Below are 24,981 nucleotides of genomic sequence, written 5' to 3' on the forward strand. Positions count from 1 at the left end.
ACCACGGCGGAGGACACGCCGCTGGTCATCGCCGCCGCGGACCTGCTGGCGAACGACGCGGACATAGATGGCGACACGCTCTCCGTGACGGGCGTCGGAGGGGCGGTCGGCGGCACCGTTGCGCTCGATGACGGCGAGATCACCTTCACACCGGATGCGGACTTCAACGGCGACGCCTCCTTCACCTACACGGTGTCGGACGGAAAGGGCGGGACTGACACGGCGACCGTGAACGTCACCGTGACGCCGGTGAACGACGCGCCGGTGGCGGCCGCCGATACGGCGACCACGGCCGAGGATACGCCGCTGGTCATCGCCGCCGCGGACCTGCTGGCGAACGACGCGGACATAGATGGCGACACGCTCTCGGTGACCGGCGTCGGCGGCGCGGTCGGAGGAACCGTTGCGCTGGATGACGGCGAGGTCACCTTCACGCCGGATGCGAACTTCAACGGCGACGCCTCCTTCACCTACACGGTGTCGGACGGCAAGGGCGGGACTGACACGGCGACCGTGAACGTCACCGTGACGCCGGTGAACGACGCGCCGGTGGCGGCCGCCGATACGGCGACCACGGCCGAGGATACGCCGCTGGTCATCGCCGCCGCGGACCTGCTGGCGAACGACGCGGACATAGATGGCGACACGCTCTCGGTGACCGGCGTCGGCGGCGCGGTCGGAGGAACCGTTGCGCTGGATGACGGCGAGGTCACCTTCACGCCGGATGCGAACTTCAACGGCGACGCCTCCTTCACCTACACCGTCTCGGACGGCAAAGGCGGGACCGACACGGCGACCGTGAACGTCACCGTCACGCCGGTGAACGACGCGCCCATCGCCACCGCCGATACGGCGACCACGGCGGAGGACACGCCGCTGGTCATCGCCGTCGCCGACCTGCTGGCAAACGACAGCGACCTGGACGGCGACACCCTCTCGGTGACGGGCGTCGGCGGCGCGGTCGGAGGAACCGTTGCGCTCGATGACGGCGAGATCACCTTCACGCCGGATGCCGACTTCAACGGAGACGCCTCGTTCAGCTACACGGTGTCGGACGGGAAGGGCGGGACCGACACGGCGACGGTGGGGGTGACCGTCACGCCGGTGAACGATGCGCCAGTCGTCGCTTCAGGCGCCACGGCGACCTTCGCGGAGAACGGCACCGGCGCCGTCTACCAGATAGCGGCGAGCGATGCGGAAGACGATGGGCTCACCTACGCGCTCTCGGGCGCGGATGCGGACTTGTTCACGGTGGACGCGGACGGCAAGGTCGCCTTCAAGGCGGCCCCCGACGTCGAGGCGCCGGCGGATGCGGGCGGCGACAATGTCTACGACCTCGTCGTCGAGGTCAGCGATGGCACCGACACCACCAGCAAGGCGGTGGCGATCACGGTGACAGACGTGGCGGAGAACAGCGCGCCCCGCCTCGTCTCCGCCCCTGTGCTGGGGGGTATCACTGCCGAAGCAGCGGCTGTCGGCAATGGTTTCAGCTCCTCCGCCCGGTTCTCGCCGAACGGCACCAAGGTGCTGTTCCAGTCCACTGCCAGCAATCTGGTGGAAGGCGACGCCAACGGAACTGAAGACGTCTTCGTGAAGGACCTGGAGACCGGCGCGGTGACGCTGGTCAGTTCTTCCAGCTCCGGCACGCCGGGCAATGGATGGAGCAATGGCCATCAATTCTCGGCGGACGGCACTAAGGTTCTATTTTACTCCTATGCGAGCAATCTGGTGGCAGGCGACATCAACGGGGCCGCCGACGTCTTTGTGAAGGACCTTGAGACCGGCGCGGTGACGCTGGTCAGTTCTTCCAGTTCCGGCACGCCGGGCAATGGCGAAAGCTCCGGCTATCAGTTCTCGGCGGACGGTACTAAGGTTCTATTTTACTCCTATGCCAATAATCTGGTGGCCGGCGACATCAACGGGGTCGCCGACGTCTTCGTGAAGAATCTGGAGACCGGCGCGGTGACGCTGGTCAGTTCTTCCAGCTCCGGCACGCCGGGCAATGGCACGAGCTCCGGCTATCAGTTCTCGGCGGACGGTACTAAGGTTCTATTTTACTCCTATGCCAACAATCTGGTGGCCGGCGACATCAACGGGGTCGCCGACGTCTTCGTGAAGAATCTGGAGACCGGCGCGGTGACGCTGGTCAGTTCTTCCAGCTCCGGCACGCCGGGCAATGGCACGAGCTACGGCCATCAGTTCTCGGCGGACGGTACGAAGGTTCTATTTTACTCCTATGCCAACAATCTGGTGGCCGGCGACATCAACGGGGTCGCCGACGTCTTCGTGAAGAATCTGGAGACCGGAGCGGTGACGCTGGTGAGTTCGTCCAGCTCCGGCACGCCGGGCAATGGAACAAGCTATGGCTATCAGTACTCGGCGGACGGCACCAAGGTGCTGTTCCAGTCCGATGCCAGCAATCTGGTGGCAGGCGACATCAACGGGGCCGCCGACATCTTTGTGAAGGACCTTGAGACCGGCGTGGTGACGCTAGTGAGTTCTTCCAGCTCTGGCACGCCGGGCAATCAAACGAGCTACAGCCATCAGTTCTCGGCGGACGGCACTAAGGTTCTATTTTACTCCTCTGCCAGCAACTTGGTGGCAGGCGACATCAACGGGGCGGCCGACGTCTTCGTGAAGGATCTGGAGTCCGGCGCGGTGACGCTGGTCAGTTCTTCCAGCTCCGGCACGCCGGGCAATGGCACGAGCTACGGCCATCAGTTCTCGGCGGACTGCGCCAAGGTGCTGTTCCGGTCCTATGCCAGCAATCTGGTGGCGGGCGATACCAACGGCACCTACGACGTCTTCATGAAGGACCTCGCCACCGGCGAGGTGACACTGCTGTCCGCCCGCTCCCTCGCCGCGACGCCGTTGGCCAAATCCGGCGCCTTCACCTTCGATGATGCGGACGGAGGCGACACCCATACGGCGAGCGTTTTGCCCGCGGCCGGCACGCTCGGCACGCTCCAGGCGGACATCGTCGTGGTGGCGGACGGCCCCGACAGGGTGGAGTGGAGCTACAGCGCCAACCGGACCCTCTTTGCCGCGTTGGCGGAGGGCGAGAGCGCGTTCGAGACCTTCACCGTGACGGTGGATGACGGGCACGGCGGCTCGTTCTCCCACGACGTGGTGATCGAGGTCCAAGGCGTCAACGATGTTCCCGTAGCCGTCGCCGACAGCCTCTCCACTGCCGAAGACACCCCGCTTGTCATCGCCGCCGCCGACCTTCTCGCCAACGACAGCGACGTGGACGGCGACACGCTCACGCTCGTGTCCGTGGGCGGCGCGGTGGGCGGCAGCGTCTCACTGGACGCGGGCCAGATCACCTTCACGCCTTATACGGATTTCAACGGCGCCGCCTCCTTCGCCTACATGATCGCCGACGGAAAGGGCGGCTTTGACAGCGCCACTGTGGCGGTGACCTTCACGCCGGTGAACGACGCGCCGGTTGTCGGCGGACAGACATCGGGCGCGGTGGTCGAGGATCGAACCACCTCCGTCAGCGGAGCGCTGACCATTGCGGATCTGGACGCAGGCGAATCCGCCTTCCAGGCGCAGTCGGGCATTGCCGGCACCTACGGCATGCTGAACATCAATGAACAAGGGCAGTGGACATATTTCCTGAGCAATGCGTCGCAGGCAGTGCAGATGCTGCGCGGTGACGGCTATCCGTGGTCGGATAATTTCACGGTTCTGACCGCGGATGGCACCGAGCAGACCATTTCCATCTCCGTCTTAGGTGCCGACGACACCGTAACGGCGACCGCCCCGACGACTTATACCGCATCCACATTCACGACTTTACCGGTCTATGCCAGCGGCATCACGGTCGATTCGGAGACGGGCTATGTCTATGTGGCCGAGAAGGCGCCCGTTTCCAAACTGTATAAGGTTGCGCCGAATGGGGCCGTTACGCAGATTGCCTCCGATTTCACGGGATATACGTCCGGAATGGGAGGTTATTGTTATGGGACGGGTGACATCGAATATTATGACGGCAAGGTCTATGTTGTAACGGACGCCGGAAAGTTGGTTGGCATAGATGTGGCAACCGGAGCGCGAAGTGTGCTCTTCACTCTTCCTGGCGGGGCCGGAGGCCCAGTATTGGATGCCGGGATCGCCATAACGCCGGACGGCAAGGTCTTGATGTCTAACGGACAAAGTGCGCCGGCTGGCGTGTGGTCCTACGACATTGAAACTGGAGCTTCGGGTTTCGTTGCCTCGACGCCGGGCGCCACCTTTGAGGTGGATTTTGACCCGGCCACAAATAAGACCGTCGTTGGGTGGCCGCAGAATGCTGTTCTCACGGTAAATTATGCCGAAGACTCCACGGGAGATTATCGTGGGGTTGGTACGCCATTCTATAATTTTGCGCTAAGTCCCGGTGGAGATGAAATATATCTCCGCAGCGGCTCCAGCCTGGTCCAGGTCAATCTTGGAACCGGGTCGAGCGCTCTGGTGGGTTCGGGGCTTTTCAATGACTCTTCCCAGGACCTTGAGTTCGGCCCGTCCTCTTCGGGCGGCGGCTACAGCCTCTATGTGGTCAACGTCTCGACCATCCTCGAGTTCAAGGGTTTCACCACCGAGTGGGCGCAGCTGCCGCAGGATCCGGATCCGATCGTGCTCGACCTCGACGGAGACGGGACCTATTTCTCAGCGCCCGGAACGGGCGTGAGCTTCGATCTCGACGGCGACGGGACGGCGGAGCTGCTTGGCTGGGCCTCCCCAGCGGATGGTGTGCTGGTGATGGACCTCGATGGCTCCGGAGCCATCGAGAACGGCACGGAGGTGGTCTCGGAAGCCTTCAAGGGCTTCGGCTTCGGCTCCTCCGTGGATGCCCTGCGCTCGCTCGACACCAATCTCGACGGGATGCTGGATGCCGGGGATGCCGCCTTCGCCGATCTGCGCCTCTGGCGCGACGGGAACGGCGATGGCGGGAGCCAAGGCGACGAACTGCTGACGCTCGCCAACCTGGGTATCACCGCGATCTCGGTGGAGGCGCAGGCGCGCGACGAGACGGTGGATGGTCACCACGTCTATGCAGCGGGCAGCTTCAGCTACGCTTCGGGCGCTACCGGCTCCTATGTGGGCGCTCGCTTTGCGCCGGCGTCGGCGGGCGCGACCGACTTGGAGTCCGGCGACGAAACGGAAGTTATTGCTGAGCTCTTCTCCGCGGAAGACCCGGAAATGGAGGCGGCGCTTGCCTCCGCGCTCGGCGCCTCGGCGCCGTCGGGCCTGCGGTCCACGCGGGCCGACGCATTGCTGGCGTTGCAAGATTTCTTCGACGATTGGCAGTCCTTTCCCGGGACCTCCCCGGCCCCGGCCGATCTGCGCGCCGCCATCGGTCAATGGATCGGAGAGGTGGCGTTCGGTGATCATTCGCCAACGGTAGACGACCTATTGCACAGGTTTGGCCATGATCCGGCGTTTGGCAACCTGCTGCAGGGAGCGCACGCCAGCGTCAACGATATGTTCATCGTGTGACGCGGTTGGCGCCGCGGTACCGGTTGGAGCGCCTTTGGATGGAGCCCCAGCCGTGCTTCCCGGCCTGAAGTGGAGCAACCGCGAACGATGACCGGCCGCGCCGGCCTCTGGCGTGATGGGCGCGATTCGGCGGAAGCGGCCCCATGCGGGCTTCGACGCCACCCGAATGCGAAGGCGTTGCCGTCAGGGTGTGCGGGCCTATCAGCGGCGGGGCCACATGCGCAGCAGATCGGCGACGATGGCGCGGCAGTGGCGCGGCTCCAGCTGGCCGAACGCCTCGAGCTGCTCGGCGAGGTAGCGGGCCTTGACGCCGAGATCGGCGGGCACCACCGCCGGTGTGGCCATCAGCCGGTTGTCGGCCGCCCACAGCGCCCTCAGCGCGGCGTCGGCGGCCTCGCCTGCGGCGTCCTGGTTCGGGCCATCCACCACCGCCGCGGCGGCTGCGGTGGCCTCGGTGGCGTGGCGCAGCGCTTCGCGCTCGCGGGCGAGCCTCACGAAGGCGGGCGAGGGGCCCGGCGGTGGTGCGCCGGCATCCGGCGCGCCGATGAACGGCCGCACATGCGCGCACGCCACCGCCAGATCCTCGGCATCGAGGTTCGGCCGCTCGCGCGCGGCGAGATCGAGCAGCGCCCGCGCGCCGGCGGCGGTGGTGGGCTGGGTGCCGATGGCGGCGGCAAGGCAGGCGATGTCGGCTTCCACCGCCGCGCCGGCCTGCGCGTCGATCACCTGGAGTTCGGGCGCGGTGGAGCCGATGCCGAGGCGCTGCTCGGCCTCGGCCTGCGCCTTGCCCACCGCCAGAAGGCGGCCGCGGGCCTCCTCGAAGGCGTCGAGCGCGGCGAGGAAGGGATCGGTGCGCTCGGTGCGCAAGGTCGCCGTGCTCATGGTGCGCCCGCCTCGCTGGCGGCGGCGCCGATGGCGGCCAGGATGCCGGCGCACCGGTCCTGCGCCGACTGCACCAGCGGCATGAGGCTGCGCGGGTTCCCGCCCTCATCGTCCAGGCCGCGCACCGCCAGTTCGAGGCCTTCCAGATGCAGGCGCAGATAGTACAGTTCGGCTTCCAGGTCGGTGCGCGCGAGGCGCTCGATCCGGCCGGCATCGCCCATGCGCAGCTGCGCATTGAGCGTGCGGGGGCGTTCGCCGCGGGCTGCGGCGGTGGTCTTGCGCATGGGGTGCTCTCCTTCGGTGGATAGGGTGCCTCAGGCGGCCATGCCCGCGGCGGCTTCAAGGGTGCGCAGTTGGGCCGTCAGTTTGGCCGCCTCGCGGTCGTGGCGCGGGCTGCTGCCATAGTGGACGCGGTAGTGGTGCGCCGCGCGGATCGTCGCGATGCGGGCGATGAGGGCCGCAGGCGGCAGGGCGGCGGCGGCCGCGATCGCCTTTTCCTCGCGCCACGCCTCGCGCATGGCGAGGCTCATGGCGTGGCGCGGCAGGCGGCGGTAGATGCAGCCCACGCCGCCGAACTGGCTGCGGAAGAGGTGCCAGGCGCGGCGCATCAGCCGGCGGCGGTCGATGGTATGGGGCATGGCGCCGCCTCCCGCTCAGGCGCCGCGGCCGGCGGTTTCGGCCGCGAGCAGCGCCTCGAGGCCCGCGACGCGCATGATGTCGGCGCTGCGGTGCTTTGCGGCGCTCCAGTTGCAGGGCTCGCCGGCGCGGCTGTAGCGCGCGGCCCGCACGCGGGCGCACTCCAGGGCAGAGGTGATGATGCGGATGGCTTGCGTGCGCGAGGCGCCGAAGGGCACCGCCGCCCACCGCTGCATGTAGGCATAGGGCGTGACCGGCGCATCCTTCGCCTCGGCCCAGGCCTGCCGCAGGAAGCCGGCGAAGACGGCGCGGCTGAAGCGCTGCATGGAGGTGCGAAAGAGGCCCCAGGCCCGGCGCATCACTTTCGCGGTGTCGATCTTGGCCATGGCGCACTCGTTTCCAATCCGTTAATGTCTATTGTGATATAGCGTTACCCTGAAAGTGTCAACTCTAAACAGGTTAGGTTGCTCTAAAATGGTGCTTTCAAGCGAGCAGTGCCGAGCTGGACGCGCACTCCTGGGTTGGACGCAGGACGATCTGTCCGCCCAATCGTCCGTGGCGAAAAAGACCATCGCGGATTTCGAGGTGGGAAAGCGCAGCCCCTATGCGCGAACGCTGGCGGACATTCAGAAGGCGATGGAAGCCGGCGGCGTCACCTTCATCGCCGAAGGTGAGGCGTCGTCCTCCGGTGGCCCGGGCGTGCGCCTCGGCGCCGGCGCGGCAAGCGCGGCCGAGGATTGAGGAGCCGCCGAATGTCATGGATCGAGGGCGCGCGGCCCCATTACTTCGCCCGGCTGGAGCGGGAAGGCCCCTGGTGGAGCGTCGATTTCCGAGACTGCCCCGGCTGCCTCACCTCCGGCCGAGGCCGAAGGGAAGCGCTGCGCATGGCCGCGGACGCGCTCGCCACCTGGTGCGCGAACATCCCGCCCAAGAAGCTGCCCAAGCCCACCAGCCCCGCCCCGGGCGAAGTGCTGATCGCGGCGCGCTTCACCCGCTCGCCGGGCCTGGCATGGTGGGGCGGCATCCGCTTCGCCGCGCCGTCGGCGTCCTATTGGCAGGACAAGGCGAGGGGGTGGCGGTGAAAGGCGAACCGACAGTTCATTTGGCGAAAATGGCCGACGGCGGCGAGGCATATCTGGCTGGCGATGCAGAGTTTCCGCCGATATTCGCGCGCCATTACGTGATCACGGAGGCCGAGGCAAAACAGGCCGCCGCTGTGCTCGGTGTAGAGGCGACACTGGGATTGAGGGTTGAATTACACATTGGGGTGGCGTTTTTCGTCGAGGCGATGATCGCCGACATGGCGAACCCACATAAGAAAGTCGCTCAGGTGATGGAGCGACTTGCTGTTCCTGCAACGCAGGTAGATGCCTTATCCAAGGACGGGGTGGCGGAAATGGTTGCATCTGGTTTGATCTCTTCGATGGCTCCGCCACCATCCGGGAGTTCCATGGGGGAAGTTCTGGCGTATCCTCGACGTGTAGAAGAAGTGGCGAGGGAGTATTTATCGCAGATTGAACGACCAAATCGAGGAGAGCCGCCAGATGACCTCCTCCTTGATTTCGTATATGGATCAACATTGATTGCAAAAGAGTTTGGAATTTCTCTTTTCCTGCCGAGCAATGCGCGCCTTGATAGCGATGATTTAAATGATGGGTGTCGATTTACCCCGTTCTTCAATTGGGGCAAGCACATAGTACATCTTCTTGTCGAGCGCGGATTCCAAGTCATAGCGGCGCGCCGAGCCGAGCCGGAAGGGGCGATTTCTGCGCTGGGTGTCGATCGTGCGGGGGAGCGCGCATTAGTCGCCGCTGAAGGTCGATTTCAGCGATATCAGAATATGTCCGCCCGTGGCCTGGCGCGAGTGTTGCGGACCGTAAGGCGCGAGATGTTGGAGCGCCCGCCTGGCCCGCCGATTTCTTTCTGGAGCCGCTTCGAGCCGTAGGGCATGGGCCGTGAGGCCACGGATTTGCGCCCGGCGCCCAAATCCGTGGCCTCACGGCTCCCGTTCAGCGGCAGCCAAAATGCCTCCTGCCCTTCCTGATTTCCGGAAGGGATTTTCGGAGGCATATCCATGCACGACCACTACCTGACCCGAGCCCAGGCGGCCGAATATCTCGGCCTGTCGGTGTCTTACCTTGCCAAGCTCGCCGTGACCGGCGGCGGCCCGATCATGTTGCGCTTCGGTGGGCGCGCGGTGCGCTATCGCCGCGCCGATCTCGACGCCTGGGCCGCGCGCGCCGCGTGCCGCTCGACCTCCGACACCGTCACCCTCGGGGAGGCCGCGTGATGAAGCGCCCCGGTCACCCCTTCCTTCTCTCTGAGCTTGAAATGGCTCGCTTCCTCAAGCTGGTGAAGGATACCCATGATGGGCGCGTCCGCTGGACGGCGCGCGCCGAGCATCTCCTGCGGCAGGCGTTGTTCCCGATGGGCGCCGAATTCCTCGCCGCGCTCGCGCCCATGAGGCACGGCGAGGACGGGCGCTATTCGCTCGCGGCGCCGCTGGAATCCCGCTGCTGGCCGGAGGGCGCTGAGACCACCGCCGACACGCGCTTCGCGCCAGGCGAGGTGCGCGTCGCGGCGCTGACTGGGACGTGGGAGGACGGGAACGGCTGCCGCGCCGGCTTCGGCTGGGGCGCAGCGGTGGCCGGCCGAATCTGGCGCCGCCCGGGCGAACCCGTCGACGCGATGGAGGCTGGCCTTCGGCTTCTCGCTCTCATGTGCATCGCCATGCTTCAGCAGCGCGACATTGAGCACGACCGCGCGCCCGATGACGAGGAAGGCGCGCCGCCGGATACGGAGGGCACGGCGCAGCCGGCGGAGCCCCAGGCGGCGGGCGGCGGCGCCGCTCCGGCCGATGCCGTGGCCGCTGCCCTCGCCGCTGGCGTCACCGGCGACGACATCCGGCTCGTGGCCGCGTTTGCTCAACACCACGGCCCCCGCGTGGCTGAGGCGGTGGCCGAGATGGGCGAAACCAGCGCGGCCGTCGCAGAACTGGTCGTCGCGTTCGACCGCATCGCCAACCTGCTCCTCGATGATCGCGCCGACCGCCTCGCGGCGCTTCTCGATCATGCCGCCACGGCGGCGGATCGCTCCGCCGAAGTCCGCGCCATCGCCAAATCCCGCCGCAGCCCGCCGCGCGCAACGACTTGCCATTGATCAGGTCATCGCCCATCGCCGCCGCTCGCTGCGGTGCGCTCACCTTCAACACTCAGGGAACCGTCACCATGCCGAACACCTCTGCACCAAGCCCCAAGCGCCGCCGCGATGGCGGACTGTCGCTCCTCACCCTGCGCGCCCACACGCCCGGCGGCGGGGACGGCGCGGCGACCGCGGTACACCTGCGACTCGCCAACCCCATCAACCGCCCGCGCTTCATCGCCGCCATCACCCTGCGCGAGGCCACGCTCGCCGAGGTGGGCGCCTGGAGCGCCGGCGAAGCCGATGAGATGGCGCTGGTCTGCGCGATGGCCGGCCTCGCGCGCGTGGAGTTCGCCGCTCTGAGTTGGTGCGATGCCGAGCGGATCATGAAGGCTGCCCATTTCCTGCTGCCTGACATCGGCCCGGCCCCGGCGGCCGCCTGAGGGCGCCCGCGCGGCGATTTTGCATCGCCTCCCATCCCGAAACACACGCCGCCCTGGGGCGGCAAGGGAGTCTCGCATGGCAAATTTGACTTCGACCTTGACCTTGCGCCTCATCGATCAAATCTCCGGCCCCGCGAAGAAGGTCGAGGGTTCGCTCAAGACCTTGGATACTAAGGCCCGCGGTGCGGTGGGCCGGCGCGGCGGTGGTGGCGGCATCGTCGCCGGCATCAGCGGCCGCATGGCCTCCATCGCCACGGCCGCGGCAGGCTATGGTGCGGTGCGCGGCGTTTCGCGTGCCGTTCAAGAGTATGCCGAGGCCGACCGCGCGCTCACCCGCGTGCGCATCACTGCGGAGGCATCCACCGCCGAAATCGAGCGCGCCGGGCTGGCGCTTCAGGCGCTCGCGCAGGCGGTGGCGCTGCCGCGCGAGGACCTGGTGAAGGGCCTCGATGTGCTGGTCCAGGCCGGCTTCAATTTGCAGGAGGCCATGGCCTTCCTGCCCTCCGTCGCGGCCACCGCGCAGGCCACCGGCGCGCAGGTCGAGGAGGTGGGCCGCAGCGCCGCGGCCATGGCGACCTCGCTCAAGGTGGAGGCCGCCGCCATGGGGCGCTCCTTCGACGCCCTCGCCGTGAGCGGCAAGCTCGGCATGTTTGAGATAAAAAACATGGCCGAACATCTCCCCCGCGTCCTCGCGTCGGCGGCCAAGCTGGGCTTCGCCGGCGCCGATGGTGTCGAGCGCATCGGGGCCATGTTGCAAATCTCGCGCAAGGTGTCCGGCACGGCGGAAAGCGCGGCGGTTGGCGTGGCGGATGCATTCGAGAAGATCCTCTCGCCCACGGTGCTCAAGGCCGCGAAGAAGCACAATCTTGATCTGTTGAAGATCATGGAGGTGGCGCAGAAGCGCGGTGAGAACGGCGCCGAAGCCATCGTGCAAGCGCTGATGAAGGCGACGAAGAACATGAATGATCTTCGCCGCAATGCTTTCCTCTCCTCCATCTTCGCCGAATCGGACTCGCGCCGCTTCATCGTGGCGATGATCGAGCACTGGGAGGAATACAAGTCCGCCGTCGCGCGCGTGAAGGCCGCGAATGGCACCATCGCCGGTGATCTCGCGAAGGTCACAGGCGACGCGGAGGCGTCCATTCAACGTCTCTCCAACGCCTGGAACGCCTTCCTGGTCTCCTCCGGAAAGCTCGCCTACGACGCGGGCGCGAGCGGGTTCCTGGAAGATCTCAACCTGGCCATCCGCGCGCTCTCCGAAGGCCTGAAGCAGGCGAACGACGCGGCCGAGGACCTGTTCGGCGCCGGGCCGGGCAAGGCCTGGGACGAGAACGTGCGCAAGCCGGCGCGGGCGAAGATCGAGAGGATGGAAGCCGAGCGCGTCGATCCCTTCCGCAAGAAAGAGCGCCAGGCGCAGGAGGATCTGGACGCGCTCGAGGCCGAGCTCGGCAAGAAGCGCAAGACGCTGGCCGCGAACCCCGTGGGCCGCCTGTTCATCGCCGAGCAGATCAAGGCGCTGGAGCAGCAGCGCCGCGAGGCGGCGGACCGGCGCGACCTCTATCGTGGGTTCACGGCCCCGGGCGTTGAGGCGGTGCGAAACGGCGATCTCCCGGGCGGTGGCGGTGCCATGGGCATGGGCACGGTTGAGGGGGCGGCCCGCATGGACGCGGCCGCGCTGGCGGCGGGCGATGCCGGCGCCGCGGCCATGCAGGCCTTCGCCGCCGGCATCGAGCGCCAGGCCTCCGTGGCGCTCGCGGCGGCTGACCGCTTCATCGCGGACCTGAAGGCCCGCCTCTCCGTCACCATCTCCCCCACCATCGCCCCGAACTATGTCGGCCCCGGCGGTGGGGCGGCGCCCGCACCCGCCGGCCCTGGCAAGCAGAGCCGCGCGCTCACCGGCTCCGACGCGCGCCGCATCGTCCGCTTCGAGGGTGACCGGATGTATCGCAACACTGGCCTCGCGTGAGGCCGCAGGCCCGCATCAGCCGCGGGCCGCATCCGTGCGCGCCCATCCACCGCGAGAAGGACCGATTTTGATGGCGAAGAAAGCCGCCACCTCTCCACCGCCGGACGCCCCGTCTGGCAGCACCGCGCCCACCGCGGCGCCGGTGCAATCCCCCGAGGAGCGCATCGCCGCGCTCGTGCGCGGGGATGGCGCCTCCACCGCACCCGCGCCGCCGCTGAACGACAATGGCCCGGACGGCGCACCCGCCGCGCCGGAGGCGCCCACCGCGCCCGCGAACGACAATAACGGCGACCGCGCCCCCAGGCGCCGCCGCCGCCAGCGCCGCGAAGGTGCCGCCTCCGCCGGGGATGAAGAGGCCGAGGCGCCGCGCCCCAAGCGCCGCCGGGCGTCCAACTCCGACGTGGTGGGAGAAATCGTTGAGGGCGCGAGCTTTTGGCACGGACCCGACTGCACAGGGTATGCCACCATTGAGATGGACGGACACGCTGAACATTGGCCCGTAGAATCCAAGGCCTTCGACCGCTTTCTCTCCGCACGCCTTCTGGCCGTTACCGGCGCCGTGCCCGCAAGCGGCACGCGTCGCGATGTCGCGTCGATTTGCGATGTCGAGGCGCAGCGCGGCCCGTGTCACGACGTTCATCGGCGCGTGGCGAACCTCGACGATGGCGCCATCTATATCGACCTGTGCGACGCTTCCTGGCGCGCGATCGAAATCACGGCGCTGGGATGGCAGGTGGTGGAGCGCCCGCCTGTCAAGTTCGTCCGCAGCCCAGGCATGCTGGCGCTGCCGGAGCCGGAGCCGTCGGACACTGGGCTGCGCGACCTGCGCGCCCTCACGAATGCGGCGACCGATGCCGACTTCGTGTTGATGGTGGCGTGGTTGGTGGGCGCGCTTAGCGGCCGCGGGCCGTTCCCGATCGCCATTCTCTCCGGCGAAGCCGGGACCGGCAAAAGCCGCCTCGCGACCATCATGCGTGCGCTGGTTGATCCGAGCGTGGCGATGGTGCGGGCGGCGCCAAAGGATCTGCGAGGTTTGTTCGCCACCGCCTCGAATGAATTCGTTCTAGTGCTGGATAATGTATCGTCGATGCCGCACGAGTTGTCTGATGAACTCTGCCGCATCGCCTCCGGCGCCGCATCCTCGGCGCGCGCTCTCCACACGAATGTTGAACAGGTCTTCTTGACCGGTGCGCGGCCGATCATTTTGAACGGGATTGGCGGACACTTCGGTCAGCAAGCCGACCTCATGAGCCGGGCCATGCCGATCCGGCTCGCGCCAATCCCCGAAGCGGCCAGGCGCACGGAACGCGAGATGGACGCTGCATTTCGCGCGGCGCGGCCGCGCATCCTCGCCGCGCTGCTGGATGCCGTGAGCGCTGCCCTGCGCCACCTGCCGACCACCACGCTTGCTTCCCTGCCGCGCATGGCGGATTTCGCGCTCTTCATGACCGCGGCCGAAGTGGGGCTGGGTTGGGAGCCAGGAACCTTTGTCGAAGCAATGGAGGCGGGCCGAGCCGAGGCCGAGGGCGCGGCATTCGAGGCCGATCCCGTCGCGAAGGCGATCGTGGATTTCGTCACCAGCGAGCACCCCTATGGCGGTTGGGAAGGCACGCCTACTGCTTTGCTCGCGGCGCTCAATGAACGCGTCCCGGAGCAGGTGCGCCGTTCGAGGATCTGGCCTATGACCTCGCAGGGCATGGGTACGCGCCTCGACCGTGCGGCGCCGCTGCTGCGTGCCCGCGGCTTCACGATCGAGCGCCGGCACGGCCGCGAGCGCACCGTTGCCATCGTCCCCCCGCCGCCCGCGACGTGATCCGCCCCTTCCTTCCTCACCCGCGGCCCTTCTCACTTCCATTCCCGTGCCCGCCGGTGGGTGTGATTGGCGGGCGGCTGGGGGGAGTAGCGGGCGCAGAGCGCGCGCCCGCCCACGGCCCGCCCCTGGCGGTGCACGGGTCCTTCCCCCCGGGGGGAGGGTGGCACGCGGCGGCAGCAGCCCGAAAATCCGCTAGACACACCTCGCTCAAACTGGGTCAACGGTGTCAACGGTCGGGACTCGACCGTTGTCCTTCCCCCCCTGAAATACCGTTTTCGCATCCTTGGGTTGCGCTCTCGGCACCGCCCAGCGGTAAATGCGACGGCTTGCGACGGCATGCGACGGCTCCGAACCCCTCGGCAACCAACTGATTTCATTGACTTTCGACGACTTGCGACGGCTGCGACGGCCTTTTATTAATACGTGAATCTAAGAAGGTACGAAGAGAGGTGTCGCACATAGACGCGCTCGCGCCAGCGCGCGCACGCATGTCGCATTTAAAAGATTGGCAAAAAGCCGTCGCAGGTCGTCGAGCCGTCGTCGCTTCTGTAATATCAATGGGTTGCCCGTGGTAAGTCGTTGAATGGAGCCGTCGCAGGTCGTCGCAGGTCGTCGCAGGTCGTCGCAGACCGCCCATTTTCGGTGCCATAATGCCGTTGCGGTGGGCTTCCGGGTTCACCATCGCCCGCGTGGGACACCGGATTTGCCTCGCCGTGCGCCGCCTGGCGCTGCGCCTGCCGCCGGCTCCGGCCTCCACCACCGCCCCGATCACCATGCGCGCGCCCACATGGTGGCGCAGCACCGGCCCTTCCCGAGATGCGGCGCCGCGCTGCCGAACTCCCCGGGTGCGGTGGTGGCTCCTTCGCCCGCGCCCACCTGGGGTAAGGCCGGCCCTTCCCGAGATGTGTTGCCGGGCCGCCATGCTCCCGCGGGTGCTCGCTCGCTCGGTGCCCCTCGGCCGCACGGATCACCACCGCCCCGCCGGCCGCCATCTCGCCGGCCGCGGCGGCGGACGCTTCACTCGCGCGGACTGCCTTTCCGACCGTTGATCCGCGCGGCCCTGATCTGCTGCGCGTTCTGTTGCGCTTCCCTGCGCGCCGCGCCTGCGGCGTCCATCGCCGGTGCGGCGCGAAGCGGAGAAAACAGGGGGTGGGAAAACGATTAGGGATAGGCCGCATCATCAGGCTTGCGGCGCATGCGTCCGATGTGCCCGTCTTCCTCCTGGCGCTGGTGGACAAGGGGGCGCGCGGGAGCCTTTCCAAGGCCGAGCGCGACGAACTGTCCAAGGTGCTGCCGCAGATCGCGGCCGCCTATCGTGCGGGCGCGGCGCGGCAGGTCGCCGGGCTGCGGAACGAAAGAAGGGAGAACTGACCATGGCGGCGTTCGGACGCGACCTCATCGAGAGCACCAACGAGGCGCTGGCCATCGCCAAGGGCGAGGCCATGCCCGCGCGCGCCTTCGTTCCGGCCGATATTGACGCGAAGGGCAACCGCAAGCGGCTGGGGCTGTCTCAGGCGGCCTTCGCCGCCCGCTTCGGCTTCTCGGCCGGCGCGGTGCGCGATTGGGAGCAGGCGCGCAAGCGGCCCGATCCCAGCACACGCGTCCTGCTGAAGGTGATCGAGCGCGAGCCGGAGGCGGTAGAGCGGGCGCTTTCAGCGGGGTGATTGCTGCCTGCCGCGGTGCGGGTCAGCCCCGCGGGGCCTTCCGGCGCCCTGGCGCGGCCTTCGGCAAGGGCACGACCTGGGCCTCCCCTTGCGCTCGCGCCGGCTCGCCCATGGCCGCGGCCAGGCGCGCGCCGATGGTCTCAGAGGCCTGCCGCAAGGGATCGTCCGCCAGATGCGCATAGCGCTGCGTCGTGGCGGCCTGGGTGTGGCCGAGAAGCTTCCCGATCATGTGTAGCCCCAGCCCCGCGCCTGCGCCGACGCTGGCATGGGTATGGCGAAGGTCGTGAAGCCGCACGGTGGCGCGCTCTTCCATCAATGGCCGGCCGGCACGGTCCTTCAGCGGCTTGCCGTCCTCGCCCAGCTTCTCCACCGCATCGATAAATCCCGCCCGGCGCGCCACCAGCGCCCACGGCTTCTTCAGATCCGCGCGCGGCCTCTTCGGATCGTCGCCGGGGATGACGAACGGCCCGAGGCGCGGCAAGTTGGCAAGAACCGCGAGCGCTGGCGCGTTGAGGATGACCGTTTTGCGCCCCGTCTTGCTGTCCGGTAGCAGCAGCACGCCGCGCGCGATATCGACGTGCTCCCATCGAAGAGTGAGGACTTCCCCAAGTCGCGCCCCGGTGAATATCAGCAGGCGCAGCGCCGCGGCTGCGAACGGGCTGATCCGTATGCGACGGTTCTCTTCCTTCGGCGCATGCTTCACCTTGCCGCTTGGGTCCGGTTCCCATGGGATGCCGTCTGTCTCAGCCTCACGGATGGCGGCGCCAAGGCCCTCAAGCTGCGCGTCAGTCAGGAAGGCCTCGCGGCGGGTCTCCCGGAACTTGGCGAGCCCCTGGCAGGGGTTGTGCCCTTTCGGGACCATCCTGGCCCGCTGAGCCCATGAGAACGCGGCCGAGAGCGCCGCAACGGTCCTGTTGGCCCCCACGCGGGCGGTGGTGCCCACGCGACGGTGGAGCCGCGCCACGTCGGCTTCCGTGACAGCGGCCGCCTTGCGCGCGCCCATGGCCGGGACGATGTGGTTTCGCACGAGCGCGGCATATCCGACCGCAGTCTTCGGCTTCTTCTTCAACCGCACCTCTTCGGCCAGCCACCGCGCCGTCATCTCGGCCACGGTGGGCGCGGCGCGCTCTTCCGCCCTCGCGCCGGCGGGATCGCCGCCGAGGCGCACCTCAGCGAGGACGTCGCGAGCCATGTCACGCGCCTGATCAGGCGTGATCTCACCATAGGCACCGAGCTTGTGGCGGCGCTTCGCCACGCTGCGTCCACCATCGCTCGGCCGGTACTCCACGACAAAGGTCTTGGCGCCGGATGGCATGACGCGAATGCCGAAGCCTTTCAGCTCCGCATCATAGAAAACGCGCGCCTTCTGGACCTGTGGGAGGGCATCAACGGCGCGTTTTGTGATGCGGAATCGTTCATCCATAAGCGTTTTCCCCCTGATTCCGTGTCGCCACCGTGTCGCCACCGCGCATGAAAATGGTGGATAGCAGCAGATATCAGGGTAGATCAATAATCCAGTGTTTTGAACGGTTTGTGCATTGTCGGGCGTTTCTGTATATCGTGAGAAATCGACCCGACTTAGTTTCCTAAACCGCAGGTCAGGGGTTCGAATCCCTTCCGGGACACCAAATCGCCTTCCTGGCACATCCGAAAATGTTCAGTATGGCTGTTAAATCAAAGCGATATGCGCTCCTGGAGTCCAGCCTGATCCCATCTCGTCCGCTTGAATCCTGTCGGCATGTAGGCAGGCCTGTAGGCGTCCTGATGTAGGCTGGCTTGTGCGACCGCACCGTCCTGCGATCGAGAGAAGAAGGGTCGTATCTTCAGAGGCGTATTCTGTTCTCAGGACGATTCGCCTGAAACTTCAGGCAGATAGAGCGGAACCAGGCGCACATCTGCGGGGTCGACCGGCTCTCCGGTGGCCGGTACGATGACGATGGCCCGGGTCGTTTCGCCGGTGCTCACGGAGACAAAGCGCGAGGTCGTGCCCCTGCCTTGCCGCAGCCAGCGGTCGCCCCAGGTCTTCAGCAGCACCATGGGGCAGTAGGTGTCGCGCCCCTTGGGGGTCAGGCGGTAGGCGCCGCCGTCGCCCTGCTTTTCGAGGAAGCCGTGCGAGACGAGATTTTCCAGCCGCGAGGCCAGCACGTTCGAGGCGATTCCGAGATTGTGGGTGAATTCGTCGAAGCGGCTGTTCCCGTGGAAGAATTCCTGGAAGATCATAAATGTCCACCGGTCCCCCACGACGGCAAGGGTCCGCTCCATGGAACAGGGCCTTAGTCCCCGGGCCTGCCGCGCCCGATCCATGCGATAGGTGCGGGCGAGGGGCTCGTCTCGCGCGCGCCAGTAACCTGGGTCGATCTCGAATTTCACGGTGCGCGGGTTGAGGGGCGAGTGATCGTGCTCCCAGACCAGAAGCGGAGAGAACCAGGTGCGCGAGGGCTCGTGGAAGAGGGCAAGCGGCGGAATGCCGTCCCACAGCCACTTGTCGCCATACCACATGAGCCCGAGCAAGGCCGGGAACAGGTCTCTCCCGCTGTCCGTCAGCAAGTAGCGCTTCCACGACCCGCCGGAGCCCAGCGAAACGCTCTCCAGCAGCCCGCTGCTGACGAGGTTGGTTAGCGCCTTGGTCAGCGTCGCGCGCGGCATGCACAGTCGGGCGGCGAACTCGTTGAACCGCTCGGCCCCGAAGAAGGCCTCGCGAATGATCAGGAAGCGCCAGGGATCGACGAGAATCTGCAGCGTGTCGGAGATTTCCGAATCCCGCTCGCACCCCGGCGGGGCGAACTTGTCCGGGCGGGAAGCCGCCGCCGCGGCGCGGAGCGAAGCCGGCGCATCAGGGCCCTTGAGCATCGGTCCCGCAAAAGGCGTGCGCTCGGAGGGTGCGTTTGGCTTGGTGCTCAACGGACGCGGCGCTCCATTTTTGAGCGGCCAGCACTATCATGCCGGCCGCCGTTCCTCCAAAGCCCGCTGCTCCAGCTCCATCTCCCGCATGCGGAACTTCTGCACCTTGCCGCTGGCGGTCGCGGGAAACTCGGCCACGATGCGCACCACGCGCGGAATCTTGTAGGTTGCGATGCGGCCTCGGCACTGGTCCTGGATCTGCGGCGCGACCGCCGCCGAGCCCGGCTTCAGGCGCACCCAGGCGCAGACCTCCTCGCCATAGACCTGCGACGGCACGCCGAAGACGTAGGCGTCGCTCACCTCCGGCAAAGTGAGGAGATACTCCTCCACCTCGCGGGGATAGATGTTTTCGCCGCCGCGGATGATGGTGTCCTTCAGCCGGCCGACGATCTGGGTGTATCCGTCCGGCCGCATCACGGCGAGGTCGCCGGAATGCATCCAGCCGTCGGCGTCGATCGCCTCGGCGGTGGCGTCCGGCCGGTTCCAGTAGCCGCGCATCACGGAATAGCCGCGGACGCACAGTTCGCCCCGCTCGCCGAGCGGCACGGTGGCGCCGGACGTCGGGTCCACCACCTTCGCCTCCAGGTGCGGCTGGATCGCACCGACCGTCGAGACACGCACCTCGACGCTATCGTCGGCGCGCGACTGGAACGAGATGGGGGAGGTCTCCGTCATGCCGTAGACCACCGTGATCTCCCGCATGTTGAGCGTGGAGATGATGGCGTTCATGGTCGGCAGCGGGCAGGGTGCCGCGCCGATCGCTCCGGTGCGCAGCGAGGACAGGTCGAGCGCGGCGAGGTCGGGCTGGCCGAGCATGGCGATGAACATCATCGGCACGCCGTAGAGGGAGGTGCACCGCCGCGCCTCCACCGCCTTGAGGGTCTCCAGCGGGTCAAAGCTCTCGCCCGGCAGCACGATCTCGCAGCCATGCGTCACCGCCGCGAGTGCGCCGAGCACGATGCCGAAGCAGTGGAAGAACGGCACAGGCAGGCAGATGCTGTCGTGCGGCGCGAGCCGCTGGCGCAGTCCCACGCAGTGCCCGTTGTTCAGAATGCCATGGTGCGTCAGCAGCGCGCCCTTGGGGCGGCCCGTTGTGCCGGAGGTGTATTGTAGATGGCACGGCGCAGTGAACGACACCTGCGTCTCGCGGGCGCGGATGTCGTCCTGCGATATCGCCGCGGCGGTGGCGAGAAAATCTTGCCATCTTGTCATGGCGGCGGGGGCAGGCTCTTCGCCGAAGACCACCACCGTGCGCAGGTCCGGAAGCTGGTGTGAGATGGACTCCAAGGCGGAAAGGCAGGAATAGCCGCGGAACGACGGCGGACAGAACAGGATGCTGGCCCCGGAATCGGCGAGAATGTAGCGCGCCTCTTCGGCGCGGAATGCGGGGTTGACCGGCACCAGGATCGCGCCGGCGCGCACCGCCCCGTGGTGCGCCACCAGCCATTCCCAGCGGTTGGCGCTCCAGATCGCGACCCTGTCGCCCGCTTTTACTCCATGAGCGATAAGGGCGCCCGCCACCTGGTCGCTCAGGGCATCGAGCGCCGCATATGTCAGGCTCCTCTGGCCCTGGAACACGCTGCAGATGGCCGGATTGTCCGCAAATCGCTCCGCCGCCTGGCGCAGCGCGACGCCGATGGTCATTTCCAGCAGCGGGGGACGGGTTTCCCCCTGGACCTCAGAAAGCGCGACCACGTCTTTCCTCCCTTAGGTCGTAATCCTTGGATAGCAATCTTTGGGTTCAGGCCGGCATGGCGTGCGGCAGACGCGCCGTGTCGCGCTCCGCGCGGTGCCGCGCGATCACCGCGTCGAGCGCATCGCTGTCCGGGTCCGCCACTGCGGCACGGCGCGCTTCCGCCACCTCAGGCGCCGCGGATCGTCCAGCCGCGATGGCGGGTTTCACGACCTCGTCGAACAGCAGGTCGAAATTGCGCAGGCCGCGCCGATAGGTGCCGCTGTAGCCCTTCACCAGCGTCGCCGCATCGGCGACCGCAACCCCGAAATCGTAGTCGATCCGGGCGGCCGCCAACACGGCCTCGTACCAGCGTGCGGTGAGGGCGCTCTCCTGGGCGAAGCGCCACGATCCGCGCCGCAGCCGACGCATTCTCGCCAGCAGCCGCATCAGCAGGAAGCCGGACACCGTATCGCTGCGCACGTGGAGCCCCACATGCAGCCGGTGCTCGATGCCGCGCCGGCGCGCCCAGGCCAGCAGCCGGTCGCCAAGCCGGGGCGGCAGCACCGCGCAGACCTCTTCCAGGCCGGGCTTCAGGTATTCGGTGACGTGAAGCAGCTGGTCCGCCTGCGCGCGCGTTTCCGCCCGCACTGTGGCGAAGCGTTCCGCCCGGGTCTTCAGGTCGGCGACGCGGATCACGTCCTCATATGTCATGCGCAAGGCGAGGTTGCGCGCTCCCTCGATGGTGAGGCGCCAGCCGCGGGTTGCGCCATTGAGCGCGCGGTCGAGGGCCAGCAGGTCGCGAACCCGCTCCAGATAAGTCTCTCCATAGGCGGCGTCCTGGTAGTCGCACGCCCGCGCATGCCCATGGCCGATAACGAAGCGCGTCTCCACAGGGAAGCCCGCCAGCGGTGCGGCGCCTGTGCCGGGCCGCAAGGGCTCGGCCGGTGCCGCGGCCGCGCCGATCGCCTCGCCGCGCGCTGCGGCGAGGCCAAGCATGAACCCGCGCTTGCTGGCGGCCACGCCCTTTCCGCCGGCCTCGATCGCGGCTTCGAAATGGGCCGGATCGATGGGAAGCGCCCGCGATCCTGCGAGCGCCCCGAGCAGGACCGCATTGATGACGGTGCCGGCCTCTTCCGCGGCGCGCTCCATGTCGAAGATCACGGCCCGGTGCGACAGGTCGTGAGCCGCCTTCAGCGCCCGCGCCGGGTCGAAGCGCCCGTCCTCCATGGCGATCTTCTCGGACGTGGCATAGACCCGATGGCTGGAAGCGATGAGCGTGGTGCGGTCGGCGGTGACATAGCCGTTCTGCACCGCGCGGGCGGCCTCCACCAGCTCGGAAGCGACCATCACGTCCACGTCGCCGGGGACCGGGGTCAGGGCGAACACCACCCGGCGATCCCCGAGCTCGTCGATGGGGATCTCGCAATATTCGAGATAATAGGTGGTGGCGCCCGTGCGCTGGGCGACTCCCGGAATGGACGTGGTCTGGCACAGGAGGCCGGCGCGGCGGATGGCGGTGGCGATCCAGTCGGCCAGAACGCCGCCGCCCTCGCCGCCGAGCGCGGCCACCAGGATGGCGCGGTTGCGCGGGATGTCGTCGGTGCTGCGGGCGATCACGCGGGCGTTCCTTGGCGCGAGAGGAAGAAGCCGATCACGGCGCCGCGCACGGCCGCCAGAATCCGGTCCATGCGGGTCGGGTTCTGGATGATCTCCGCTTTGTAGAAGGAGGGGCACAGCACGGCGGCGTGTGCCACCTCTCCGCAATTGCCGCAGCCGACGCAGCCGTTGGTGACGTGGGCGACCGGGGCGGTGCGCAGCGGATCGGACGACTGCTTCACCGTGAGCGTCGGGCAACCGGACAGGCGGATGCAGGAATGGTCTCCGGTGCAGGTCGCCTCGTCGACGCCGTAGCGTGTGCGCACGACCCGTTCGCCGGCCTTGGCCCTCGCGGCGATCACCGGCTTCTCCCGGCGCTGGCGGGCGAGCATGCACTCGCCCTCGGCGATGATGACGCGCAGGCCCTTGCCGCGGGCGAGGATGGCATCCTTGAGCGCGTTCACCACGGCGCCCACGCGATAGCTGCCCACGGTGCGCACCCACTTCACACCGACGCCCTTCAGCGCTGCCTCGATGGCCATGCCGCTCGCCTCGTCGCGCGAGTTGGTGCCGGTGGACGGGATGTGCTGATGGCCGGTGGCGGAGGCATAGCCGTTCTTGAGGATCACCAGCACGCCCTCGTCCCTGTTGAAGACGTGGTTCGCGATGCCGGTGGTCAGGCCCTGATGCCAGAAGCCGCCGTCGCCCATGATGGAGATGACGGGATTGCGCATCATGGACGAGAGCCCGCTCGACGAGGCGAGGCCGAGGCCGTAGCCGAGGATGGTGTTGCCCACCTTGAACGGCTCCAGCGTCGCGAAGCTGTGGCAGCCGATGTCGGCGCTGACGTGGACCTGCCCCACCTGTTCCTGAACCAGCTTGATGGCGCTGAATACCGGCCGCTCCGGGCAGCCGGTGCAGAAGCCCGGCGGACGGGCGGGAACCGGCGCGCCGAGGATGTCGAGCGCCTTGCGCCGGCTCTCCTCGATGCGGCGGACCTTCTGCGCCGCATCGAGGGCGTCGACGCCCGTGGCGCGGGCGCGCGACAGGAACTTGGCGATGCCGTCCATGAGCACGGCCGCGACGTATTCGCCCGCCTCGGGCAGGACATTCTTGCCGTGCACGCGGGTCGCGACCTCGGCGTCGGCGAGCAGCGCCTTGATTTGCTGCTCGATGAAGTTGGGCTGCCCCTCCTCGATCACCAGAACCGCCTTCTTGCCCGCAGCGAAATCCGAAATCTCCTGCGGCACCAGCGGGTAGACGCAATTGAGCACGAGCAGCGGAATGCGCGAGGCGCCGGTGGAATCGGCGAGGCCGAGCGCCCGCAAGGCGGCGATCACATGGTTGTACATGCCGCCCTGGAGGATGAAGCCGACCTCCTCGATGTCGCCGCCGACGCGCTCGTTGATCTTGTGTTCGGCGATGTAGGCGACCGCCGCAGGCCAGCGCACGTCGATCTTGTGACGCTCCTGGACGTAGGTGGCGGGCGGCAGGGAGATGCGGTCCTTGTGGAAGACCGGCGTCTCGATCACGGTCCGCGTGGACAGGCGCGGGCGCACGTTGTCCCGCGCGCGGAAGCGGCCGGTCATGTGGCAGGCGCGGATGCGCAGCTCCATCATCACGGGGGTGTTGCTGGCCTCGGACAGCTCGAAGCCAAGCTCCACCAGATCGACGATGTTGCCAAGCTCGGGGCGCGGGTCGAGCAGCCAGAACTGCGACTTCATGGCGAAGGCGTGCGAGCGCTCCTGGATGATGGAGGAGCCCTCGCCGTAGTCCTCGCCGACGATGATCAGCGCGCCGCCCGTCACCCCCGCCGAGCACAGGTTGGAGAGCGCGTCGGAGGCGACGTTGGTGCCCACGACCGACTTGAAGGTGACGGCGCCACGCACGGGATAGTTGACGGAGGCGCTCAGCATCGCCGCCGCGCCGGCCTCGTTGGCGCAGGTGTCGAGATGGACGCCCAGCTCGTCAAGAAGGTCGCCCGCGTCGCTCAGCACGTCCACGAGGGCCGAGATGGGGGCGCCCTGATAGCCGCCGACATAGGACACGCCCGATTGAAGGAGCGCCTTGGTGACCGCGAGGATGCCTTCGCCCTCGAAATACTCGCCTTCGCCGAGCTTCAGCTGGGCGACTTCTTCGTGAAATGACCGTTCGGGCATGGATCAGCTCCCGCTGGACTGGACGGTAGCGAGGTCGGCCTGCAGGTCGCGCACCCGCGCCTCAAGCCGTGCGACCTCCACCACGCTGCGCAGGTGCTGTGCCGTGCCGATGGCCTCGCCACCTGAGCGCACCGTTGCTTCGAAGGAGACCAGCCGGCCTTCGGCGGACGAGATGGCGACGTCGATCTCGACCTCGGCACCCAGAACGGCCGCGCCGCGATGGGCCAGATGGACCTCCACGCCCACGCTGTCCTGGCCCGACGCGACGACCTCCAAAAGAAGGTCCCGGCAAGCCATTTCCACGTCGTGGAGCATGTTCGGGGTGCCGTAGACCCGCAGGGCCGGGCCCATGAAGGTGATGGCGCGCGCATCGTCCACGACGACGCGGCGCCGGGCGCGAGCGCCTGCCGCAATCATTCCGCCTTCTCCGGAGCGTTTCCTTGCATCCACCATGACCATAATGGTTCATAAAAGCAAGTACGATGCGCATCTGACCGTGGGGCGTTTCGAAAATTTTCCGCTCCGGGATCATGATCGAGGCGTTCATGAGCGGGAGTGAATTAGAAAAAAACATTTTAAAACAAATATATAAATGAATTTTGCGCCGGGCAGCGGATAATC

21 protein-coding genes are annotated in these 24,981 nt (G+C 67.4%); 11 read left to right on the top strand and 10 right to left on the bottom strand.

Features of this window, described 5'->3' with window-relative positions:
* Positions 1-5,484, top strand: a 5,484-nt coding sequence (locus D9R14_RS19555; protein ID WP_121625038.1) for a cadherin-like domain-containing protein, incomplete at its 5' end; no start/stop codon positions are given.
* Between the two features lie 201 nt (positions 5,485-5,685).
* On the opposite strand, the gene D9R14_RS19560 is transcribed toward D9R14_RS19555, so the two are convergent.
* The 4 genes from D9R14_RS19560 to D9R14_RS19575 are packed head-to-tail and all read right to left on the bottom strand — an operon-like array spanning position 5,686 to position 7,388.
* Positions 5,686-6,366 carry a hypothetical protein gene (locus D9R14_RS19560; RefSeq protein ID WP_121625039.1) on the bottom strand — a complete coding sequence of 227 codons (681 nt, stop codon included), beginning with the start codon at positions 6,364-6,366 and terminating at the stop codon, positions 5,686-5,688.
* Positions 6,363-6,650 (bottom strand): hypothetical protein, encoded by a 288-nt coding sequence (locus D9R14_RS19565; RefSeq protein WP_121625040.1) that lies wholly within the window; start codon positions 6,648-6,650, stop codon positions 6,363-6,365. Before D9R14_RS19565 ends, D9R14_RS19560 begins: the two co-directional genes overlap by 4 nt.
* Positions 6,651-6,680: 30 nt before the next feature.
* Positions 6,681-7,004 carry a hypothetical protein gene (locus D9R14_RS19570; protein ID WP_121625041.1) on the bottom strand — a complete coding sequence of 108 codons (324 nt, stop codon included), beginning with the start codon at positions 7,002-7,004 and terminating at the stop codon, positions 6,681-6,683.
* 15 nt (positions 7,005-7,019) lie between these two features.
* Positions 7,020-7,388, bottom strand: coding sequence for a hypothetical protein (locus D9R14_RS19575; RefSeq protein WP_121625042.1), 369 nt, complete (start codon positions 7,386-7,388; stop codon positions 7,020-7,022).
* An 88-nt stretch (positions 7,389-7,476) separates the two neighbouring features.
* Here D9R14_RS19575 and D9R14_RS19580 point away from each other — a divergent pair, with 88 nt between their 5' ends.
* The 10 genes from D9R14_RS19580 (at position 7,477) to D9R14_RS19615 (ending at position 16,029) form a co-directional block, all read left to right on the top strand.
* Positions 7,477-7,743, top strand: a complete 267-nt coding sequence (locus tag D9R14_RS19580; RefSeq protein WP_121625043.1) for a helix-turn-helix domain-containing protein — start codon at positions 7,477-7,479, stop codon at positions 7,741-7,743.
* A gap of 11 nt (positions 7,744-7,754) precedes the next feature.
* Positions 7,755-8,084 (top strand): type II toxin-antitoxin system HicB family antitoxin, encoded by a 330-nt coding sequence (locus D9R14_RS22970; protein ID WP_147453074.1) that lies wholly within the window; start codon positions 7,755-7,757, stop codon positions 8,082-8,084.
* On the top strand, positions 8,075-8,947 hold the full coding sequence (locus D9R14_RS22975) for a hypothetical protein (protein WP_147453075.1): 873 nt from the start codon (positions 8,075-8,077) through the stop codon (positions 8,945-8,947). Before D9R14_RS22970 ends, D9R14_RS22975 begins: the two co-directional genes overlap by 10 nt.
* A 129-nt stretch (positions 8,948-9,076) precedes the next feature.
* A complete protein-coding gene (locus D9R14_RS19590) occupies positions 9,077-9,292 on the top strand; it encodes a helix-turn-helix transcriptional regulator (RefSeq protein ID WP_121625045.1) in 216 nt (71 codons plus the stop codon).
* On the top strand, positions 9,289-10,161 hold the full coding sequence (locus tag D9R14_RS19595; RefSeq protein WP_147453076.1) for a hypothetical protein: 873 nt from the start codon (positions 9,289-9,291) through the stop codon (positions 10,159-10,161). Before D9R14_RS19590 ends, D9R14_RS19595 begins: the two co-directional genes overlap by 4 nt.
* Positions 10,162-10,229: 68 nt before the next feature.
* A complete protein-coding gene (locus D9R14_RS19600; RefSeq protein WP_121625047.1) occupies positions 10,230-10,586 on the top strand; it encodes a phage tail assembly protein in 357 nt (118 codons plus the stop codon).
* A gap of 76 nt (positions 10,587-10,662) precedes the next feature.
* Positions 10,663-12,552, top strand: coding sequence for a phage tail tape measure protein (locus D9R14_RS19605; RefSeq protein ID WP_121625048.1), 1,890 nt, complete (start codon positions 10,663-10,665; stop codon positions 12,550-12,552).
* Positions 12,553-12,622: 70 nt separating this feature from the next.
* Positions 12,623-14,365, top strand: a complete 1,743-nt coding sequence (locus D9R14_RS19610) for an AICE element replication initiation protein (RefSeq protein WP_121625049.1) — start codon at positions 12,623-12,625, stop codon at positions 14,363-14,365.
* A 1,206-nt stretch (positions 14,366-15,571) separates the two neighbouring features.
* Entirely contained in the window at positions 15,572-15,736 is a 165-nt protein-coding gene (locus D9R14_RS23210; RefSeq protein WP_170168688.1) for a hypothetical protein, read from the top strand.
* Positions 15,737-15,738: 2 nt separating this feature from the next.
* Positions 15,739-16,029, top strand: a complete 291-nt coding sequence (locus tag D9R14_RS19615; protein ID WP_121625050.1) for a helix-turn-helix domain-containing protein — start codon at positions 15,739-15,741, stop codon at positions 16,027-16,029.
* 22 nt (positions 16,030-16,051) lie between these two features.
* Here the strand turns inward: D9R14_RS19615 and D9R14_RS19620 are convergent, their stop codons facing one another.
* The 6 genes from D9R14_RS19620 to D9R14_RS19645 all read right to left on the bottom strand — a co-directional run bounded on the left by D9R14_RS19620 (position 16,052) and on the right by D9R14_RS19645 (position 24,777).
* Entirely contained in the window at positions 16,052-17,452 is a 1,401-nt protein-coding gene (locus D9R14_RS19620) for a site-specific integrase (protein WP_121625051.1), read from the bottom strand.
* 419 nt (positions 17,453-17,871) lie between these two features.
* On the bottom strand, positions 17,872-18,930 hold the full coding sequence (locus tag D9R14_RS19625; protein ID WP_147453077.1) for a winged helix-turn-helix transcriptional regulator: 1,059 nt from the start codon (positions 18,928-18,930) through the stop codon (positions 17,872-17,874).
* Positions 18,931-18,966: 36 nt separating this feature from the next.
* Positions 18,967-20,625 (bottom strand): AMP-binding protein, encoded by a 1,659-nt coding sequence (locus tag D9R14_RS19630; protein ID WP_245420904.1) that lies wholly within the window; start codon positions 20,623-20,625, stop codon positions 18,967-18,969.
* Between the two features lie 46 nt (positions 20,626-20,671).
* On the bottom strand, positions 20,672-22,222 hold the full coding sequence (locus D9R14_RS19635; RefSeq protein WP_170168689.1) for an indolepyruvate oxidoreductase subunit beta family protein: 1,551 nt from the start codon (positions 22,220-22,222) through the stop codon (positions 20,672-20,674).
* Complete coding sequence (locus tag D9R14_RS19640) at positions 22,219-24,360, bottom strand: thiamine pyrophosphate-dependent enzyme (RefSeq protein ID WP_121625055.1); 2,142 nt, start codon at positions 24,358-24,360, stop codon at positions 22,219-22,221. Before D9R14_RS19640 ends, D9R14_RS19635 begins: the two co-directional genes overlap by 4 nt.
* A 3-nt stretch (positions 24,361-24,363) precedes the next feature.
* Positions 24,364-24,777 (bottom strand): thioesterase family protein, encoded by a 414-nt coding sequence (locus D9R14_RS19645; protein WP_121625056.1) that lies wholly within the window; start codon positions 24,775-24,777, stop codon positions 24,364-24,366.
* Positions 24,778-24,981: the final 204 nt, after the last annotated feature.

The organism is Xanthobacter tagetidis, from assembly GCF_003667445.1.
Taxonomy (GTDB): domain Bacteria; phylum Pseudomonadota; class Alphaproteobacteria; order Rhizobiales; family Xanthobacteraceae; genus Xanthobacter; species Xanthobacter tagetidis.

Excerpts from the sequence above, each read along its gene's own strand:
- D9R14_RS19605 (WP_121625048.1), top strand. The coding sequence starts at position 10,663 with ATGGCAAATTTGACTTCGACCTTGACCTTGCGCCTCATCGATCAAATC.
- D9R14_RS19610 (WP_121625049.1), top strand. The coding sequence starts at position 12,623 with ATGGCGAAGAAAGCCGCCACCTCTCCACCGCCGGACGCCCCGTCTGGC.
- D9R14_RS19575 (WP_121625042.1), bottom strand. The coding sequence starts at position 7,388 with ATGGCCAAGATCGACACCGCGAAAGTGATGCGCCGGGCCTGGGGCCTC.
- D9R14_RS19645 (WP_121625056.1), bottom strand. The coding sequence starts at position 24,777 with ATGATTGCGGCAGGCGCTCGCGCCCGGCGCCGCGTCGTCGTGGACGAT.
- D9R14_RS19600 (WP_121625047.1), top strand. The coding sequence starts at position 10,230 with ATGCCGAACACCTCTGCACCAAGCCCCAAGCGCCGCCGCGATGGCGGA.
- D9R14_RS19560 (WP_121625039.1), bottom strand. The coding sequence starts at position 6,366 with ATGAGCACGGCGACCTTGCGCACCGAGCGCACCGATCCCTTCCTCGCC.
- D9R14_RS19570 (WP_121625041.1), bottom strand. The coding sequence starts at position 7,004 with ATGCCCCATACCATCGACCGCCGCCGGCTGATGCGCCGCGCCTGGCAC.
- D9R14_RS19590 (WP_121625045.1), top strand. The coding sequence starts at position 9,077 with ATGCACGACCACTACCTGACCCGAGCCCAGGCGGCCGAATATCTCGGC.
- D9R14_RS19640 (WP_121625055.1), bottom strand. The coding sequence starts at position 24,360 with ATGCCCGAACGGTCATTTCACGAAGAAGTCGCCCAGCTGAAGCTCGGC.
- D9R14_RS19565 (WP_121625040.1), bottom strand. The coding sequence starts at position 6,650 with ATGCGCAAGACCACCGCCGCAGCCCGCGGCGAACGCCCCCGCACGCTC.
- D9R14_RS22970 (WP_147453074.1), top strand. The coding sequence starts at position 7,755 with ATGTCATGGATCGAGGGCGCGCGGCCCCATTACTTCGCCCGGCTGGAG.
- D9R14_RS19580 (WP_121625043.1), top strand. The coding sequence starts at position 7,477 with ATGGTGCTTTCAAGCGAGCAGTGCCGAGCTGGACGCGCACTCCTGGGT.
- D9R14_RS19620 (WP_121625051.1), bottom strand. The coding sequence starts at position 17,452 with ATGGATGAACGATTCCGCATCACAAAACGCGCCGTTGATGCCCTCCCA.
- D9R14_RS19615 (WP_121625050.1), top strand. The coding sequence starts at position 15,739 with ATGGCGGCGTTCGGACGCGACCTCATCGAGAGCACCAACGAGGCGCTG.